The organism is Chitinophaga sp. GbtcB8 (assembly GCF_019091455.1).
Taxonomy (GTDB): domain Bacteria; phylum Bacteroidota; class Bacteroidia; order Chitinophagales; family Chitinophagaceae; genus Chitinophaga.
The window spans coordinates 505,387-524,524 of sequence record NZ_JAGXJN010000001.1 but is presented as its reverse complement, the minus strand read 5'-3'; the positions used below and the strand labels follow the sequence as shown (position 1 = coordinate 524,524).

Below are 19,138 nucleotides of genomic sequence, written 5' to 3'. Positions count from 1 at the left end.
TTCGCTTGGCAAAAAAGACATATTTAAGTGCTTTTGCAGTGATAGGCGTCGTATCTTTTTTTATTCTTGACACTGCCGCAAGGGAACGTTCGGGAAATTATTTTAAGCAACCAAACTGGAAAACAGATACAACCGCAAAGGATACTACCCATAAAAGTGACACCCTGAAATATCCTATAAAAGACAGGTACGGAAATGCCATTACCGATCCCGTCAGGAATGCTATTGATCTAAAAGACCCCGCCAGCATTAAAAGAGACGTAGAATACGATCCCGTTACCAAACAATATACCGTTACGGAAAAAATAGGCGACCAGTACTACCGTAACCCCACCTACATGAGCTTTGATGAGTTTTACAAGCTGCAATCCTCCCAGAGTGAACAAAGCTACTGGCAAAAGCGGGCAGCTACCCTGGGCAGCCTGAACCAGCTGGGCTCCGGCCCGCAGCTGAATAGCGGCAACAGCCTGTTTGACCGTGTATTCGGCGGCAGCAAGGTGGATATACGCCCCCAGGGAAGCCTGGACCTCACGTTCGGCTACCAGGGCCAGAACATCAAGAACCCCGTGCTGGTAGAACAGGCGCGTAAGAACGGAGGTTTTGATTTTGACATGAACATTAACATGAACGTAACCGGTAAAATAGGGGATAAGCTGAAGCTCATTACCAACTATAATACCCAGAGCACCTTTGACTTTGAGAACCAGATAAAGCTGGAATACACCGGTTACGATGATGAGATCATAAAAAAGATAGAAGCCGGTAACGTAAGCTTCCCCTTACGCAGCCAGCTTATTTCCGGGGTGCAGTCGCTGTTTGGTCTTAAAACCCAGCTGCAGTTTGGCCGCCTTACGGTAACCAGCGTACTCTCTAACCAGAAATCGCAGAAACAGAACCTGATGCTGAAAGGCGGCACCCAGGTGCAGGACTTTAACATACGGGCAGATGAGTATGAGGATAACCGCCACTTCCTGCTGGCGCAGTTCTTCCGGGATACGTTCAACTATGCCATGTCTAACCTGCCGGTGATCCGCTCCCTTTCTTACATTAACCGTATAGAAGTATGGGTAACCAATAAAACCGGGGCTACCACCAATACCAGGGATGTAGTAGGTTTAATGGACTTAGGTGAATACAAACCCTATAACACCGGGCTGACGGTGCTTACCAGCTCCAAGCTGCCGGGCAACGGGGTTAACAACCTGTTTAGCCAGCTGGCTAATGACCCGGCCAGCCGTTTTACCGGAACCGTGGTAAGCCGCCTGCTAAGCCTGGGTTTAAAACCGGTGCAGGAGTTTGAAAAAACCTTTGCCCGCAAGCTGGACTCAACCGACTATACGGTGAACCGGCAGCTGGGTTACATATCGTTAAACCAGCAGCTGCAGCCGGATGAGGTGCTGGCCGTAGCTTACCAGTATACTTATAACGGCCGCGTGTTCCAGGTAGGGGAATTCTCACAGGATGTACCGCCGGACCAAACCAACAGCGCCAACCAGCAGATCCTGTTCCTGAAATTATTGAAAGCTACTTCCGCCCGGCCCACCCTGCCAATCTGGGACCTGATGATGAAGAACATCTACTCCACAGGCGCCATCCAGATCAACCGGCAGGACTTTAAGCTGGACGTATATTATAAAGATCCCGGTACGCAGGACCGCGCACCCAGTGATAAACGTTATATACCGGATGCCCAGGGATCCTACGCCGGGGCGCCCATTATCACTATCCTGAACCTGGACCGCTTAAATAACCAGAACGATCCCCAGCCCGACGGGGTTTTTGACTACGTGGAAGGGTACACGATTAACTCGCAAACCGGGCATGTAATGTTCCCGCAGCTGGAACCGTTTGCAGGCGGGCTTCAAAAAGCCTTTGGGGGCAATGTGACCCTGGAAAAGCAATATCTCTATAAGGTATTATATGACTCCATAAAAGTAGTGGCGCAGCAGTTTCCGCAGCTGAACCGCTTTGTGCTGAAAGGCTCTTATAAATCCGCCAACTCGTCGGAAATATCCCTGGGCGGTTACAACATTCCGCCCGGCTCCGTAACGGTTAATGCCGGCGGGCAAATGCTGCGGGAGAATGTGGATTATATCATAGACTATAACCTGGGCCGTATTAAAATTATTAACGGCGGTGTGCTGGCATCCGGCGTGCCTATTAATGTGCAGTTTGAGAACAATGCCCTGTTTGGCCAGCAGGTACGTAACTACCTGGGTACCCGCCTGGATTATGTGGTGAATGATAAGCTGAGCCTGGGCGGTACCATGGTGCGCATGAGTGAGCGGCCTTATTATCAGAAAGTGAACTACGGGGAAGACCCTATTAACAATACCGTGCTGGGATTGGATGTAAACTATAATTCCGAATGGAAAGGGCTTACGCGCTTCCTGGATAAGCTGCCCAACTACAGCACTACCACACCCTCCAACATCCTGTTCACCGGCGAGGTAGCGCGCCTGTTCCCCGGCCACAGTAAGCTGGTGAATGCAGCGGGCAGCAGCAGCGGCCAGGTATTTATTGATGATTTTGAAGGCTCCCAGAGCGGGTACGACCTGAAGTTCCCGGCCACCAGCTGGGCCCTGGCCTCTACTCCCAGCGGAGCTACAGATGCCAATGGCAACCTGTTGTTCCCCGAAGCAGACCTGAACGATTCACTGACCTATGGTAAGAACCGTGCGAGGCTGGCCTGGTATATAATAGAACCTACCTTACAGATTGCCAAATCACCGGGCCTGCCGGCAAACATTACCACACAGGAGCAGTCTGACCCGCGTGTACGTTTGGTTTACCAGAAAGAAGTATTCCCTAACCTTTCTACCGATTTTGGGCAAAGCCAGCTAAGTACCCTTGACCTGGCCTACTACCCAACGGAAAGAGGCCCCTATAACTTTTCCTACCTGCCATCAGACATTGATGCCAGCGGCCACCTGAAAACACCGCAGCGCAAATGGGCCGGTATGATGCGCTCCATTGACAACAGCGATTTTGAAACGGCCAACGTGGAGTTCATAGAGTTCTGGATCCAGGATCCGTTCATTAAAACACCCAACAGCACAGGCGGTCAGCTGTACTTTAACCTGGGTAACGTATCGGAAGATGTGCTGAAAGATTCCCGTAAAATGTTTGAGAACGGCTTACCAGACCCGAATCAGAATGCTAACCAGATGGATTCCTCCCACTGGGGCCGCGTACCTAAATACCAGCAGCAGCTTACACAGGCATTTGATAACGATCCCAACATCCGCTCTTACCAGGATGTGGGTTATGATGGCTTACGCTCTAACGGCGGTGTTGCCGATGAACGTTTCTTTTACCGTGATTACCTGAACAAGCTGCAAGCCAGCTTTGGGCAGAGTTCCGAAATTTACAAGCAGGCGTTTAACGATCCTGCGAACGATGACTACCATCACTACCGCGGTGATGATTATGATAAGGAACGCCTGGGCATATTACAGCGTTATAAGAGATACAGCAACCCGGAAGGCAACTCGCCGGTATCCAATAATAACTCCCAGTATTCATCCGCAGCCACCAACATACCGGAATCTGAGGATCTGAACCGGGATAATACCATGAACGAAACGGAAGAATACTTCCAGTACATGGTGAACCTGAAGCCTAACATGCAGGTGGGCGATAATTATGTAGTGGACAAGATCGCCGCAGAGGTAACCCTGCCGGATGGTAACAAAACCACGGAAACATGGTACCAGTTTAAAGTGCCGGTAAACCAGTACAACCGCCGCATTGGCAATATCCCGGATTTTAAGTCCATACGTTTTATGCGGATGTTCCTGACCGGCTTCCAGGATTCTGTAGTGGTGCGTTTTGGCAAGCTGGACCTGGTACGCAACCAGTGGCGCCGTTATATGTATAAATTACAACCCGGTGATCCGGTACCCATTGACGAAAGCACCAAGTTCAATACCACGGCGGTGAACATTGAGGAGAACTCAAAACGCAACCCCATTCCGTATGTAATACCGCCGGGCGTAACCAGGCAAAACACCATCAGCACCAACAATACTACATTGCAGCTGAATGAGCAGGCCCTTTCCATGCAGGTATGCGACCTGAAGGACGGCGATAACCGCGGTATTTACAAGAACCTGGGGCTTGATATGCGCCAGTATAAAAGGCTGCAGATGTACATACACTCAGAGGCGGTGAATAATCCCACTTCCCTGAAGGATGGTGAGCTGCGCGCTATTGTACGCCTGGGCAGTGACTTTACCAATAACTATTATGAATACCAGATACCGCTGAAAGTAACTCCCTGGAGCAACTCAACAGACGCCAACGCCATATGGCCGGAAGCAAATAACCTGGACCTGGAGCTGGCAAAGCTACCCAACCTGAAACAGCGGCGCAACATGTGCGATACGTGTTCCCCCATCCTTCCTTACACGGAATCAGATGGTACCAACTTCCTTAGCGTAGTAGGTAACCCCAGCCTGGGCGATGTAAGAAGTGTAATGATAGGCGTGTATAATCCCAAGAACGATGGGTTATCCAAATGTACCGAAGTATGGTTCAATGAAATGCGCCTTACAGACTTTGATGAAAAAGGCGGTTATGCAGCTATGGCCCGTATGGATGTACAGCTGGCCGACCTGGGTACTGTAAGCGTATCCGGTAACATGCACACTGCTGGTTTTGGCGCTATAGATCAGCGGGTGAATGAACGTTTCCGCGATAACTACCTGCAATATGATGTAGCGGCCAACCTGGACCTGGGTAAGCTGCTGCCTAAAAAAGCAGGCATTTCCATACCGGTATATGCCGGTTACTCACAAGCTGCCAGCAATCCGGAATATGATCCGTATGACATGGATATTAAACTGAAAGATAAGCTGCGTTTGGCGCGTACCTCCGCTGAGCGGGATTCCATTAAACGGGATGCACAGGATTATACTTCTATTAAGAGCCTGAACTTTACCAACGTACGTAAGCTAAACCAGGGTAAGCCCAAGCTGAAAATATGGGATATTGAGAACTTTGACATTAGTTACTCCTTCTCTCAAACCAATAGCCATAACCCGCTTATTGAAAATGATATTCTTACCAAACACCGTGGGGGCCTGGGTTATAACTATGCCGGCCAAAGTAAGTTTATTACGCCGCTGAAAAAGCTGTTGGGTAAATCAAAAACGCATTGGCTGGATCTGATCCGCGACTTTAACATAAACTACGTGCCTTCCATCATCAGCTTCCGGGCGGATATTACCCGGCAGTTTGGCGCCACGCGCATCCGTAACGTGGGCAGTGATGGTTTGTATAAGCTGCCTGAAACCTATAACAAGTATTTCACCTTTGACCGTTATTATGGTTTAAAGTGGGACCTGACCCGCAGCCTTACCATTGATTTTAATGCGGTAACCAATACCCGTATTGATGAACCGGACGGCCGTATTGATACCAAGGCTAAGCGGGATAGTGTGCGCCATAACCTGTTTAAGTTTGGCCGTACCACCAACTACTTCCATTCCGCCAACGTTACGTATACGCTGCCTACCAGCAAAATTCCGCTGTTAAGCTGGACTAATATTGCATTAGGTTATAGTACGGAATACCGCTGGACCGGCGCCAGCCGCCTGGCATTGGAGCTGGGTAATGCCATTGAGAATACGCAGAACAGAACGGTGACCGCAGAATTTAAGTTCTCTGAGCTGTATAATAAATCCAAGTTCCTGCGCAGGGTAACCGGCGGATCATCCGGTAATAACAATAACCGGAATGCGAACCAGAACATGCAGGGCAACCAGCAGAACAAACAACAGCAACCGCAGCAAAAACAAGACGATAATGAGCTGCCGGCCCTGGTGAAAGCAGCGCTGAAACCCTTGCTGGCTGTAAAGCGGATTGCCATTAACTATTCTGAAAATTCCGGTACCCGCTTACCCGGTTATATAGACAGTACCAAGCTACTGGGTATGAACTGGGCCTCTATGGCGCCGGGCTTAGGTTTTGTATTTGGCGCCCAGCCTAATAAAGCCTGGCTGGATAATTTTGCCAAGAAGGGATTGATCACGCCGGATACGCTGTTCAACGTGCAGTTCCAGCAACAGTTCACCCAGCGGCTGGATGCGCAGGCGCAGCTGGAACCCATACCCGATCTGCGTATTGACCTGAACATCACTAAATCATTCACAAAAACACATACGGAGCTGTTCAAAAATGCTACAGACACATTGGGTAATGTGCTGGGTTTTGAACACCTGAGCCCCTATGATGCAGGTGGGTTTGAGATCACTTATATAGCCATACAAACGCTGTTTGGTAAAATTGATGCGCAAAGCGGCATGTCTACCACCTTCCGGAACTTTGAGAACTACCGTTTGGCTATATCCAAACGCCTGGCTACGCAAAACCCTTATAACCAGGGCGCACCTACGCAAAACTCAAAAGACCCGACTTATTATTATGGTTACAGCCGTTATGCACAGGATGTATTGATACCCGCTTTCCTGGCAGCTTACACCGGTAAAGACCCGGAAAAGATAGGCCTGCTGAAGCAAAGCAATAGCAATGTACGCAGCAACCCGTTCAGCAACTTTATACCCAAACCTAACTGGCGTATTACCTATAACGGGTTAACCAAGCTGGAACCATTCCGTAACATCTTTACAAACTTTGTGCTTACGCATGCCTATACCGGTACGCTGAGCATGAACTCCTATAACACGGCGCTGTTCTATGAGGATCCGCGCCTGGCAGGGTATCCCGGTTTTATAGATACGGTATCCGGTAACTACATTCCGTACTTCCTGGTGCCCAACCTGACCATGACAGAGCAGTTTGCGCCGTTGATAGGTTTTGATATGACCTTTACCAACAGCCTGAATGCCCGCCTGGAATTCAGGAAGAGCCGCTCCCTGAGCTTAAGCCTGATAGACTACCAGTTAACAGAGCTGCGCTCTACCGAAATAATAATAGGCGGCGGTTACCGCATGCGCGGTTTCCCCTTACCATTCCGTGTAGGAAAAAATGGCGGCAAGAAATTAGAAAATGATATGAATTTCCGCCTGGACCTCAGCTACCGCGATGACCGGACAGTGAATAACCGCCTGGATGCGGACCTGGTGATACCCACCAGTGGTCAGAAGGTGATAGGCATAGCCCCGTCTATTGATTATGTGGTGAATAACCGTTTGAACCTGCGTTTCTTCTATGACCGAAGGCAAACCATACCGGTAATATCCACTGCTTATCCCATCACCAATACCAGGGGCGGTCTTACATTAAGATTTATGTTAGCGCAATAAGGTGTGGCACAATAAAAAGAATGTAAAATCATAAATGTAAAATTTCAAATGTAAAAGTGGAATGCCGCGAAGTCTGACTAGGACCCAATCGCGGCATTCCACTTTTACATTTATGATTTAAAATTTTACATTTTACATTCTTTACTTCGCCACTTCCTCCTCCACATTTAGCTTCAGCACCTGGCCTGTCCAGCTGCGCATTTCATCGCACAGGCCGGGCGTATCTGCCAGTTTTTGCCCGTAAGATGGGATCATTTCTTTCAGCTTGGCCTTCCACTCCGGGGTGTTCATCTGCGTTTTAAAGCAGCGGTTCAGCAGATCCAGCATAATGGATACAGCGGTAGATGCGCCGGGCGATGCACCCAGCAGGGCCGCGATGGTACCATCTGCAGCGCTCACCACTTCAGTGCCAAATTCCAGTACGCCGCCGTGCTCAGGATCTTTTTTAATGATCTGTACCCGTTGCCCGGCAGTTTCCAGGTCCCAGTCTTCCATTTTGGCCTGTGGTACAAAAGCGCGTAAAGCTTCCATACGGTCTTCCGGCGACTGGCGCACCTGCTCTATCAGGTATTTGGTTAAGGGAATATTATCAAAGCCCGCTGCCAGCATAGGGCGGATATTATAATATTTAATAGATAACGGCAGGTCCATGAAAGAGCCATGTTTCAGGAACTTGGTGGAGAAACCGGCGTAAGGGCCAAACAGCAATGCCTTTTTACCATCAATCACCCGGGTATCCAGGTGAGGTACTGACATGGGTGGTGCGCCTACTGCCGCCTTACCATACACCTTGGCCCCATGCTGCTCAATAACTTCGGGATTGTTGCAGATCAGCCATTGGCCGCTTACCGGGAAACCGCCAAAACCCTTGCCTTCCGGTATGCCGGATTTCTCCAGCAAAGGCAGTGAGCCGCCGCCAGCACCTATAAATACAAATTTGGTTTTAAGCGTGCGTTTTTTACCGGTAGTGGCATTCTTTACGGTAATGGACCAACGTCCATCCTCTTCCTGTTCAATATCACGTACTTCGTGTGCGGTATAGATCTTTACACCCTTCTGGTTATACAGGTAGGTGCACAGCTGCCGGGTAAGTGCGCCAAAGTTTACATCCGTACCAGCTTCCATGCGGGTAGCAGCTACCTTTTGTTCAGGATCGCGGCCTTCCATTACCAGTGGCATCCATTTGGCAAGGGTAGCATGATCCTCTGAGTATTGCATGCCTTTGAATAATGCATTGCCTTCCAGCGCTTTTTGGCGCTGCTGTAAGTAGGTTACATTGGGGCCGCCCCATACAAAGCTGATGTGCGGTACGCTACGTATAAAACTTTCCGGGGATTTAATATAACCTTCCTGCACCAGGTAAGCCCAGAATGCTTTGGAAACTTCAAAAGACTCTGCAATTTTAGCGGCTTTGGAGCTTTCAACCGTGCCATCCGGCTTTTCAGGGGTGTAGTTCAGCTCACAAAAGGCGGAGTGCCCGGTGCCTGCATTATTCCATGCATCTGAACTTTCACCGGCAATAACATCCAGTCTTTCAAAGATTTCAATGGTCAGTTCGGGTTGTAATTTTTTCAATAATACACCCAGTGTGGCGCTCATAATTCCGGCTCCAATTAACACAACATCAGGCGCAGCTTTTGAAGACATATATTAAAAGGTATTATTTACGTTTTTCCGGCGCAAAATTAATAGGAATATGCCTAAAACAAAACAGTCCCGGCCATAAGCGCGGGACTGTTAACAAATTCTTTTCTCTACTTCTCATACCTCAACTGTAGCTCAGGGAGTAATCAGCTTCACCGCCCCAGGCCTTACCCATGGCCCAGCGGCCATATTTGTTCTGCCTGGATCTGTCGGCGTAAAAGCGCCACTCCTGTTTCCACCTGGGATAGTACAGGCGTAATAATAGAATAGTTACAAATGTTAGCATAGGGATTTCGATTATAGGATTATAGGATAGTTAGTTAGTCTCGAAACACTGTAACGGAAAAATTAAATTGTTTCAAATATATGAATCGTTTCAAATATATTCAAAATATATAACCTGTAAAATAACATGTTCATGTTAATTTCTCTGATAATAGTAAGCGCTTGCCTGTTGCAGCGGTGTTATTTCCAGGTGATTTATGCATACATGCGGGGGCAGGGTAGTGCAGTAAAAGATCACATCTGCCACATCCTCAGCGCTTAAGGGTTTTAAACCCTTGTATACATCTTTGGCTTTATCCTCATCGCCCTTGAAACGTACTACGGAAAATTCTGTTTCCGCTGCGCCGGGGCAAACATTTGTAACCTTTATACCAAAGGGCAGCAGGTCTATACGCATACCTTGTGAAATAGCATCTACCGCAGCCTTGCTGGCACAGTACACATTACCCTTGGCATATACCTGGCTGCCTGCAATAGAACCCAGGTTAATAATATGGCCCCTGCCCTGCGCCTTTAACCAGGGTATTACCGTGCGGGATACATACAACAGCCCTTTTACATTGGTATCCAGCATAGCGTTCCAGTCGTCTGTGCTGCCTTCATCAACAGTACTGAGGCCTGCTGCCAGCCCGGCATTGTTAATAAGCACTTCCACCTTTTTCCAGGCCTCCGGTATGGCTTCCAGGGTGCTGGCCACGGTTTGCTCCTCCCGCACATCAAAAGTGAGGGGCAGCACTTTAACGCCGTATTGCTGTTCCAGGGATGTTTTTAACTCATTCAGCCTTTCCTGCCGGCGGCCGGTAATAATAAGATCATGTTTATGTTGGGCAAATTTTTCAGCACAAGCCTTTCCAAATCCGGCGGTAGCACCGGTAATGAGTATGATAGACATGCTATTTCAGATTTTAGATTTACGATTTTAGATTGGATGGAGGCGGATATTGCCACCCATTATCTAAATAGTTTCCTTTCACAAATCTAAAATCGTAAATCTAAAATCGTAAATAAATTCATCTTATCAGGGTAATGGTACCGCTTTTAGAAACGGTTTGCCCGCCCAGGTCCTTGCCCTGTAATATCCATACATAGGTGCCCATAGCAGCGGATTGCCCATGCACAGTGCCATCCCAGCCGGTACGGAAGTCAATGGAGGAGTACACCAGCTGGCCCCAGCGGTCGTAAATGCGGAAGAAATCATATTGTACAATACCCACCGGTATAAACCGGAACCGGTCGTTTTGCCCGTCGCCATTGGGGGTAAAGGCATTGGGTATGTAAATGTCGGGCCCCAGGTAATATTTTACGTTCAGTGTGTCGTACCCCACGCAGCCCTGCTGGTTAGATACCTTAAGCAGGAATTGTATATCCTTATCATAATCCAGTATTGGGTCCGCAAGGCCGGCATTATTCAGGCCATAGGGAGGCGTCCACTGGTAAAATTCGCCGCCGCTGGCATGCAGGGGTAATAGCTGCCCCCGCGCCAGTATGGTATCGTTGCCGGCATAAGGTTTTACTTCATACACGGTCAGGTTTAAGGTGGAGGTTTTCGTACAGCCTTTATCCGTATCCAGCGAAAGGGTAATGGTATATACCCCGCCCTCCGGATACTGCATATTCACCTGCCGCCCGCTGACTATGGCATTGGGCATGCCCAGGTCCCAGCTGCGGGTCAGGATATTACCATAGGTGTAGGAAGAGGTATCCCTGAAAATAATAGGATCCCCCGCGCAAATGCCTGTTACGGTGAAGCCTGCACGTAACCCCGGGTAGTTGTTAATGGTGCCTATGCTGCTATCTACACAGGGCAGCCCGCGGTTAACCACCAGCTTAATGGGATAGCTGCCGGTATCGGGGTAAGCGTGGTAAAATACTTTTTTATCGTAGGTAATAGTGTCTGTACCATCCCCAAAGTTCCAGTAATAGCTGGAGGTAAAACCGGCGTTGCTGAAGTTGGGTATGGCTACGCGCAGGTCGGCAGTATCGGTGCAGTTATTCAGTATATCCTGCAGGTTGGCCCGCACGGCGGATTTACAACTAAACACTGTGAGCAAAATATCTTTATGATGGGTGCCAATGTACTTTTTTGTAATACGGTCATATTCAGTGACACATACAGATACTACAAACTTTCCTACCCGGTTGGGTGTGCCGGTAAGCAGCCCCTTGTTATTAATGGCTATAAGGGGGGCGCCGCCCATAGGGTCTGCGCCGGAATAGGGCGGTATATAATTCACGATGTCATCATACGGTGGCGGGTTAATAGCATTGCTTTCATTCCTGGCCGCGCCGCCGGTTAAAGCGCTGCAAAGGCTGTAAGTTAAGCTGTCGCCATCAGGGTCGGTGGCTGCATAATCATACCGGAAAGCAAAGTCGGCGCAGATCACGATCGCTACATCTTTACTAAAATATGCGCTGTTATTATTAGGGCGGCTTTCTGTGCCGGGAATGGTGGTGTAGTAGGTGCTGCCTTCCTGTTCGGAATTGTAAATGTTGGCCAGCTTCTCGCCCCGGCAGCAGCGCTGGTAAGCCACATAATAACCGCCATAAATGGGCGGCAGTTCAATGGTATCGCGGTAAAAGGCAGCTTCCAGGTGTTGTGTTTGCGGAGTAAGACAGGGATTCTTAAGCGTATCAAACAGCTGTTTTGTTTCCTGTATGTATAACAATACCGGTGCTATTGCCCGCTGTCCGGATGCAGTGTACACATTTACTGCAACAGGGTTCTCAAAACGGTCCAGGCATCCCTGCCGGTCGCCACAGGTGAAATCTGCATCGCGGTAAAGCTTTAAGGTAATAAGGTAGCGGTATTGGCCTGTAATGCTATTATAGGCTACGGTTTGATAATAGATCTCCCCGCCAATTATATGGTAAGCAACTGCTACAACGTGGATCAGGCAGCAGCCAAAAACGAGTAGGAGGAATTTGCTCATGAAGTATAGCACAGGCTCTCTGAATGTACTAAAAAAATAGCAATCCAGGAAAAGAAATCGACGAAAAGAAAAAGGCGGAAATGCAATAGTGGAAAGCGATAGCGGGGATTTTACCCCTTACGTTTTTTTCTAACGTATAAGCGTAACAGTACCTTTGCGCAGCAGGGTATTGCCGTGAATATCCTGGCCCTGTACTACCCAAACATAGGTACCCACTGCCGCCCGCCTGCCGTTGACTGTACCATCCCAACCTTTCAGGTATTCTGTGTTGGAGTACATGGCTTTACCCCAACGGTCAAATATGCGGAAGAAATCCATATGCACAATACCTACCGGCAATGGACGGAAGATATCATTTTGCCCGTCGCCGTTGGGGGAAAAGGCGTTGGGAATGTAAATGTCCGGGCCAACAATAAAACGCAGGTGAATGTCATCTGTAGCAAAGCAGCCATCAACCGTATATACGGTTACGTAATAGGTAATATCTCGGTTAATGTTTGTAAGTGGTGTGTCTATATTCGGATTGTTCAGGCCTTCCCCGGGTGTCCATAAATAGCGGCTGCCGCCGGTGGCGTGCAGGCGGAAAGGCTGATCCTTAATAAGAATGGTATCGTTGCCCGCAAAGGCAGGTACAGGCGGCGTTACGCCTATCTGCACCGTATCATTCACCGGTTTGGGACAACCCAGTATATCCGTTACCGTTACAATAAAATCAGTAGTGGTTAATGGCTTGGCAAGGGTAACTGCAAGCGTAGGAGTGGTAAGTACGGCAGTAGGCGTCCATGTGTAGGAAGAGCCGCCGGTGGCCTTCAGCGTTACCGCATCGCCATAACAGATAGTGGTATCTTCGCCGGCATAAGCATGGGGCGGATCTACTATTTTAAAGTTGATGGTATCACGGGATGAGCAGCTGCCCAGCGTAACCTGTATAGCATAAGATGCTGCCGGTGGCGGCGGTACAACGGAAGTAGTTAGCGCATTGCCTACTACACTGTTGTTGGCCAGGTTTAACCAGGTGAACTGATAAGCGCCGTCTGTTATTGCTTTGAGCTGCAATGTATCCCCGGTACACACCGTGCTGTCGGGCGATGTGCGTACCAGCAAGGTATCTTTCACGTCTATGGCTACACGCTGACTGTTCACACAGCCGGTATTATCTGTAAAGGTTACGGTATAAGCCGTATCTACTTTAGGATTCACAATAGGCGTTGCTGTATTGGCGCCGGTAATAAAATAGTGGCTGGGTGTCCAGGCATAAGTGCCGGGCTGCAGGCTGGATGCATGCAGCTGCAATGCATCATTATGGCAAAGCGGTGTATCGCTGGTGGTAGTTAAAGGTGGTTTGTCGTAAATAGTAACAGTGTCGTAATAGGTACGTTCACAACCATTTTTGGTACGCACTAACAGCTCTACATTATACTTACCGGCAGCCGGGTATTGATAGGTGGGATTGTTGGCTAACAGCGCCGTATCATTAGTAGCATTGGTATCACCAAAATCCCAGCGGTAATAATCAATATTATCCGTTCTGCTGCTGGTAGTGGAGGTGTTGCGGAACTGCGTGGGTTTGGTGGTACATAAACCGCTTACGGAAAAATCCGGATTAAATAAGGGATATACATGCACGGTTGCAAAGGCACTGTCGCCGCAGCTGCTGGCACGGTCCACGATCAGTTTTACATTGTAGGTACCTTCCTTTTTGTAAGTATGTTTTAAAGTATCTGTGCTGGTGGTAGTGAGCGTATCCCCATCTCCAAAATCCCAGAAGTAGGTTTTACCGGGTGTGCTGTTATTCAGGAAGTTGATAGTTAAGCCATTGCAATCCGCATATTTATCGGGCATGGCGGCTGTTACCAAACGGGTACAGGTGGTAACGGTTACGTGAAAATCCTTGCGGTGCACGCCTAACAGCTGGTTACCGCGGTATTCCTTTACACACACGGTAATTACATATTTACCAGCAGGTGGCGCTATGCCGGATATAACACCGGTTTGCGGGTTAATGGTAGCAGCGTCTCCCAACGGAGTTTCCCCATCATAAGGATTTTTATAAGGTACGGTGTTGTAAGGAGGGCCTACTGCGGGCGGTGGTATACCGGTGCTGGTGGTTTGCCCGCCGCCGTATGCATCGCAAAAGCTGTATTCCAAACGGTCGCCATCCGGATCAATGGCAGAAAAATCATACGTGAATTTTTTGCCTGCACATATTACCACTGCCTGGTCTTTAGCAAATACAGGGCTTGAGCTGCCAATGATGCCATTGTTCTTGCCCGGCAGTTCGGCAATATACGTGGCGCCGTTACCTGGGCGGCTGTTATCATTAGGTACGTGGGTGTCTACAACATTCTCTATAAAGTTATCACGGCAGCAGCTCTGGAAAGCAACGGTATATCCCTGGTCATTATCCGGTACGGTAATAGTGCCTTCAAAAGTACCGATCTCAAAACATACACTGGGCGGGTTCACAATACAGGGATCTATCAGCGCAGAGCTTACGGTTTGTATAGCGCCTTTGCGGTCAAACTGGTAGATGCCGGATTGCGCGCCGTTATCTTTACTATAGATGGTAAAATATACGCTGGGCGGCATAGCGGCTACATTGCCGCCCGGGTTGCCGCATATGCGGAACAGTTTTAACGTAACCAGGTAATTGCTACCTGTACCATCGGCAGTTTTCCCCAGATATTTATAATACATTTCCCCGCCAATAATATGGGAAGCCTGTGCGGTAAACACACAGGCAAAACATATCATTAATAAGGTAAGGCGTTTCACTTAGCGGGTTGAATGTATTTGTTCGGTTGAATGTTACGGTTGTTATTTACAAAACTCAATAAACTGTTGCAGTACCAGCGTGCTTTCCTGCGCCACTTCCCACATACCCATATGCCCGGTATGCTCAAAAATATGGATGCTGCTCTTAGGCGGTAAGGTTACCTGGGGCAGCACACTATCCATAGGCACGGCAGTATCATCTTTTCCCATAATGAACAGCACGGGCACTTGTATTTGCTGCAATACTGTTTTACGGTCCGGCCGTTGTATCATGGCTTCATAGTAAGCTATCAGCGCTTCCACTTTGCATAACATGCCCATTTGTATCAACGCTTCTACCAGGGCAGGCTGCGTACTTTTTGTATGTGGACTGAACATGCCGGGCACTGCCTGCCGTACAAAGGCTTCGCTGCCATATTGTTCCATGAGCTTAATGGATTTGCGGCGGGCTTCTTTTTTCTCTTCCGTATCTGCGGCTGCAGTGGAGTGGAATAATCCCAAACCCTGCAGGTGCTGCGGATATTTTTCTGCAAATGCCAGCGCCACATAACCACCCATGGAATGTCCTATAACTGTTAACTTGTCAATGCCTTCTGCTAACACTATAGCATGTACGAAATCCGCCATGCTCTCCATGCTCAGTGGTTGGGTAAGCGGAGAGCGGCCGCTGCCCGGCAGGTCCGGTGTTATTACGCAGTAATTTGCCTGCAGGTTGCTTTGCTGCTGCGCCCATACTTCACTGTTTTCGGGGAATCCGTGGAGCAGCATTACCGGTGTGCCTTTGCCTGTTACCTGGTAAGCTCCGCTGAATTTTGCATGGTTAAGTTCTTTCCACATATGCTTTCCTGTTAGTGAACCGTAGAACGATGGAGTATATCAATAACAAGATACAAAATATCAGCGCTCCTTTTGAGATGAGATCACCATACCTTACATAGAACGTAAAAGTGGGGTCCGGTGTTACATTGGCTTTAATAACTGCTTCCTGCCAGTAGGGCTGCGGTAGCTCCAGATCCCCGGCTGGCGTAATAAAGCAGGAAATGCCGGTGTTGGCGCTGCGCGCAATCCAGCGTCTTGTTTCAATAGCGCGCAGGCGTGCATATTGCAAATGCTGGCGGTGCCCTTCCGTGTTTCCCCACCAACCGTCATTTGTTATAATAAATAACAGGCTGGCGCCCAGGCGTACATGTTCTGCCACAAACTCACCGTAAATAGATTCATAACATATAGTGGGAAATGCTTTAATGTGTTGAGTGTTATTTTCCAGTACTGCAACTCCGGGACTGCGGCCATAGCTGCCGGTAATGCCGCCCATATCCAGTGCAAAGTTGTCCAGAAACTTCAGGTAGCGGGAGTAGGGGATCAGCTCCACACCCGGTACCAGCCTGGATTTGTGATATATCTGTATAAGATTAGATGTATCTATCTGTAATGCTGTATTAAAGGCATCGAAGTACATGCCGCCATCCATAGGCCGGGCGGAGTGGGGTGCTTCGTCTTTATTTTCGTAATGTTTAAGCGTTGTGGCGCCGGTGATCAGTTTTGCGTTGGGATATTGCTTTAACATACTGCGCACAGCCTGCACGGCAGGTTGTGCATTCAGTTCATGCTCCCAGGCGCCCCGCGGAAATAAAGCAGTTTCAGGCCATACAATATATGCAGTATTGCTGTCGGCCATTTGCCGGGTAAGGCGCATAAATTTTTCAAGCTGTTGTGATTCCGCACCGTCAGCAAACTTATCATACGGGTCAATGTTAGGCTGCACTACCACCACAGAAAGCGGCCTGGGCCCGCCTTTAAATGGTTTGTGCGTCCAATAGCTAACACCGGTTATGATGCTTAATATAAACGGTATAATAAAGGCGGCTGCAGGTTTCCAGCCTTCTTTCCAGAGAAAGGTAGCCACAGGTAAGCTGTATTGCTTGCGTTTTTGCCAGCACGTGTATATAGTAATATTAACGATCAGTACCCACAAGGTGCCGCCGCTGGTGCCGGTGTATTCATACCACTGGATCCAGCCGGGATGCATGGCAAATATATTACCTACGGTTAGCCAGGGCCAGCTGAACTCCCAGTTCAGGTGTATGTATTCAAACGTTAACCAATATACGATAAGCGCCAGGTAGCTCATGGTAGCGCCAAACCGTTTGCGGATGTTCTTAAAACCCACCCAGGGCACCGTCATTATCAATGCGTTGATCACATTGGCCGCCACACCACTCATAGGCACGGTTGTATTACCTACCCACCAGGTAGTACCTACATTCCATATTACCATGGCCAGGTATACGCAGCCAAAATAAGTACCGCGGTTTTGTACCAGCGTAGTTAAATGTAATAATGGTATGAAAGCCAGGAATATAAGCAGGGTTAAGGGAGAGCTGGGCCAGGCCGCCCACAGCAGCAGGCCGCTTGTAAGGCCCAGTAACCAGGGAAGCCATCTATTGAAACTACGGTTAGCCATATATTGTGCAATAGTTTTCAAAAATAAGGTATTGATGTTAACAGGACATGAAAAATCGATGGAGAGCGTTCGGCTACCGACAAACAAAAACTACAGCCGGTATATTTAAACAAAAGAGCCGGGTTAGCGCCCGGCTCTTTGAATTTATAGTATGAACATTACACGTATACTTATTTTACCAACTGTTGCCAATGCTGCGTTAACTATCTGCTGTAGTTCGGCGCTTCTTTAGTGATCACCACATCATGCGGGTGGTTTTCTTTTACGGTAGCAGCGGTGATCTTTATAAACTGTGCAGCCTGTAAAGTTTTTACGTCTCTGGAACCGGTAAGGCCCATACCTGCGCGTAAGCCGCCAACAAACTGCATGATCACTTCTGCCAAAGTACCTTTATATGGTACCCGGCCTACAATGCCTTCCGGCACCAGTTTCTTAATATCATCCTCATCCTGGAAATAGCGGTCTTTACTGCCTTCCAGCATAGCCTCTACAGATCCCATACCGCGGTAAGATTTAAACTTACGGCCTTCGTAAATAATAGTTTCTCCGGGGCTTTCTTCCACACCTGCAAAAATGGAACCAGCCATAATGCAGGATGCACCTGCTGCCAGGGCTTTCACCATATCGCCGGTATAACGGATACCGCCATCAGCAATCACAGGTACACCGGTTTTTTTGAGCGCTTCTGCAGCATTCATGATAGCAGATAGCTGTGGAAAACCAGCGCCGGTTACTACACGGGTGGTACAGATAGAACCGGGGCCTACGCCTACTTTCACGGCATCAGCACCTGCATCTGCCAGGGCTTTGGCGCCATCGCCGGTAGCTACGTTACCGGCAATTACCTGTAGTTTTGGAAAAGCTTTTTTCAGCTTCTTCAGGCTGTTTAATACAGCTATGGAGTGGCCATGGGAACTGTCCAGGCAAACTACATCCACACCTACCTGGATCAGCGCCTGTGCCCTTTCCAGGATATCCGGCGTAATGCCCAGGGCAGCGCCTACCAGCAGGCGGCCATATGCATCTTTAATCGCGTTGGGATGGCTGGTGAGTTGCAGTATATCGCGGTAAGTGACCAGGCCTACCAGCTTTTTATTTTTGCTGACAACCGGCAGCTTTTCAATTTTATTTTGTTGCAGGATCTTTTCTGCTTTCTTGAAGTCTGTGCCTTCAGGGGCGGTTATCAGCCCGTCTTTGGTCATCACTTCACTTACCAGGCGTTTCATGTCTTTTTCAAAGCGCAGATCACGGTTGGTAAGTATGCCTACTAAGATCTTATTATTATCAACAATGGGAATACCGCCAATGCTGTTCTCTTTCATGAGCTGTAATGCCTGTCCAATGGTAGCGCTGGCCTCCAGGGTGATCGGGTCCAGTATCAGCCCGTTCTCACTACGTTTCACACGGCGCACCAGTTCAGCCTGTTTTTCAATGCTCATATTCTTGTGCAGGATGCCTATACCGCCTTCTCTTGCCAAAGCAATAGCCAGGTTAGCTTCTGTAACCGTATCCATGGCGGCAGACACCATTGGAATGTTCAGCTTTAATTCCCGGGTAAGTTGGGTGGAGATATTTACTTCTTTCGGTAAAACTTCAGAATAGGCAGGCACAAGGAGTACATCGTCAAATGTAAGGCCGTCATCTACAAATTTGGGTTTGGCTTTTCCCGCAGGCATGTTGCAATTATTTGTTGGTTTGGAAATAATTGCACGCAAATGTACGAGTATTTACCGAATTAGAAAAACGCGTTTTCTATAACGGCATAGAGCGTG

General features: G+C 48.6%; 9 protein-coding genes. 1 reads left to right on the top strand and 8 read right to left on the bottom strand.

The genetic code is table 11. From position 1 onward, the window contains the following. The first annotated feature begins 5 nt into the window (after positions 1-5). Positions 6-7,268 carry a cell surface protein SprA gene (sprA, locus tag KVT36_RS02130; protein ID WP_217601842.1) on the top strand — a complete coding sequence of 2,421 codons (7,263 nt, stop codon included), beginning with the start codon at positions 6-8 and terminating at the stop codon, positions 7,266-7,268. 141 nt (positions 7,269-7,409) lie between these two features. On the opposite strand, the gene KVT36_RS02125 is transcribed toward sprA, so the two are convergent. The 8 genes from KVT36_RS02125 to guaB all read right to left on the bottom strand — a co-directional run bounded on the left by KVT36_RS02125 (position 7,410) and on the right by guaB (position 19,042). Then, entirely contained in the window at positions 7,410-8,915 is a 1,506-nt protein-coding gene (locus tag KVT36_RS02125; protein WP_217601841.1) for a malate:quinone oxidoreductase, read from the bottom strand. 121 nt (positions 8,916-9,036) lie between these two features. Next, a complete protein-coding gene (locus KVT36_RS02120; protein ID WP_156093025.1) occupies positions 9,037-9,198 on the bottom strand; it encodes a hypothetical protein in 162 nt (53 codons plus the stop codon). Between the two features lie 135 nt (positions 9,199-9,333). Then, positions 9,334-10,089 carry an SDR family NAD(P)-dependent oxidoreductase gene (locus KVT36_RS02115; RefSeq protein ID WP_217601840.1) on the bottom strand — a complete coding sequence of 252 codons (756 nt, stop codon included), beginning with the start codon at positions 10,087-10,089 and terminating at the stop codon, positions 9,334-9,336. Between the two features lie 118 nt (positions 10,090-10,207). Beyond that, positions 10,208-12,127 carry a PKD domain-containing protein gene (locus KVT36_RS02110; RefSeq protein ID WP_217601839.1) on the bottom strand — a complete coding sequence of 640 codons (1,920 nt, stop codon included), beginning with the start codon at positions 12,125-12,127 and terminating at the stop codon, positions 10,208-10,210. A 129-nt stretch (positions 12,128-12,256) separates the two neighbouring features. Next, positions 12,257-14,902, bottom strand: a complete 2,646-nt coding sequence (locus KVT36_RS33100) for a PKD domain-containing protein (protein WP_217601838.1) — start codon at positions 14,900-14,902, stop codon at positions 12,257-12,259. A 42-nt stretch (positions 14,903-14,944) separates the two neighbouring features. Continuing rightward, positions 14,945-15,739: an alpha/beta fold hydrolase gene (locus KVT36_RS02100; RefSeq protein ID WP_217601837.1), complete on the bottom strand. Its 795-nt coding sequence runs from the start codon at positions 15,737-15,739 to the stop codon at positions 14,945-14,947. Further along, positions 15,723-17,387, bottom strand: coding sequence for an apolipoprotein N-acyltransferase (gene lnt, locus KVT36_RS02095; RefSeq protein ID WP_217601836.1), 1,665 nt, complete (start codon positions 17,385-17,387; stop codon positions 15,723-15,725). Before lnt ends, KVT36_RS02100 begins: the two co-directional genes overlap by 17 nt. Before the next feature lie 182 nt (positions 17,388-17,569). Beyond that, a complete protein-coding gene (gene guaB / locus KVT36_RS02090; protein WP_217601835.1) occupies positions 17,570-19,042 on the bottom strand; it encodes an IMP dehydrogenase in 1,473 nt (490 codons plus the stop codon). Between the last annotated feature and the right edge of the window lie 96 nt (positions 19,043-19,138).

Coding starts and splice junctions, on each gene's coding strand:
- KVT36_RS02115 (WP_217601840.1), bottom strand. CDS start 10,089: ATGTCTATCATACTCATTACCGGTGCTACCGCCGGATTTGGAAAGGCT.
- KVT36_RS02110 (WP_217601839.1), bottom strand. CDS start 12,127: ATGAGCAAATTCCTCCTACTCGTTTTTGGCTGCTGCCTGATCCACGTT.
- KVT36_RS02125 (WP_217601841.1), bottom strand. CDS start 8,915: ATGTCTTCAAAAGCTGCGCCTGATGTTGTGTTAATTGGAGCCGGAATT.
- KVT36_RS02120 (WP_156093025.1), bottom strand. CDS start 9,198: ATGCTAACATTTGTAACTATTCTATTATTACGCCTGTACTATCCCAGG.
- guaB (WP_217601835.1), bottom strand. CDS start 19,042: ATGCCTGCGGGAAAAGCCAAACCCAAATTTGTAGATGACGGCCTTACA.
- KVT36_RS02100 (WP_217601837.1), bottom strand. CDS start 15,739: ATGTGGAAAGAACTTAACCATGCAAAATTCAGCGGAGCTTACCAGGTA.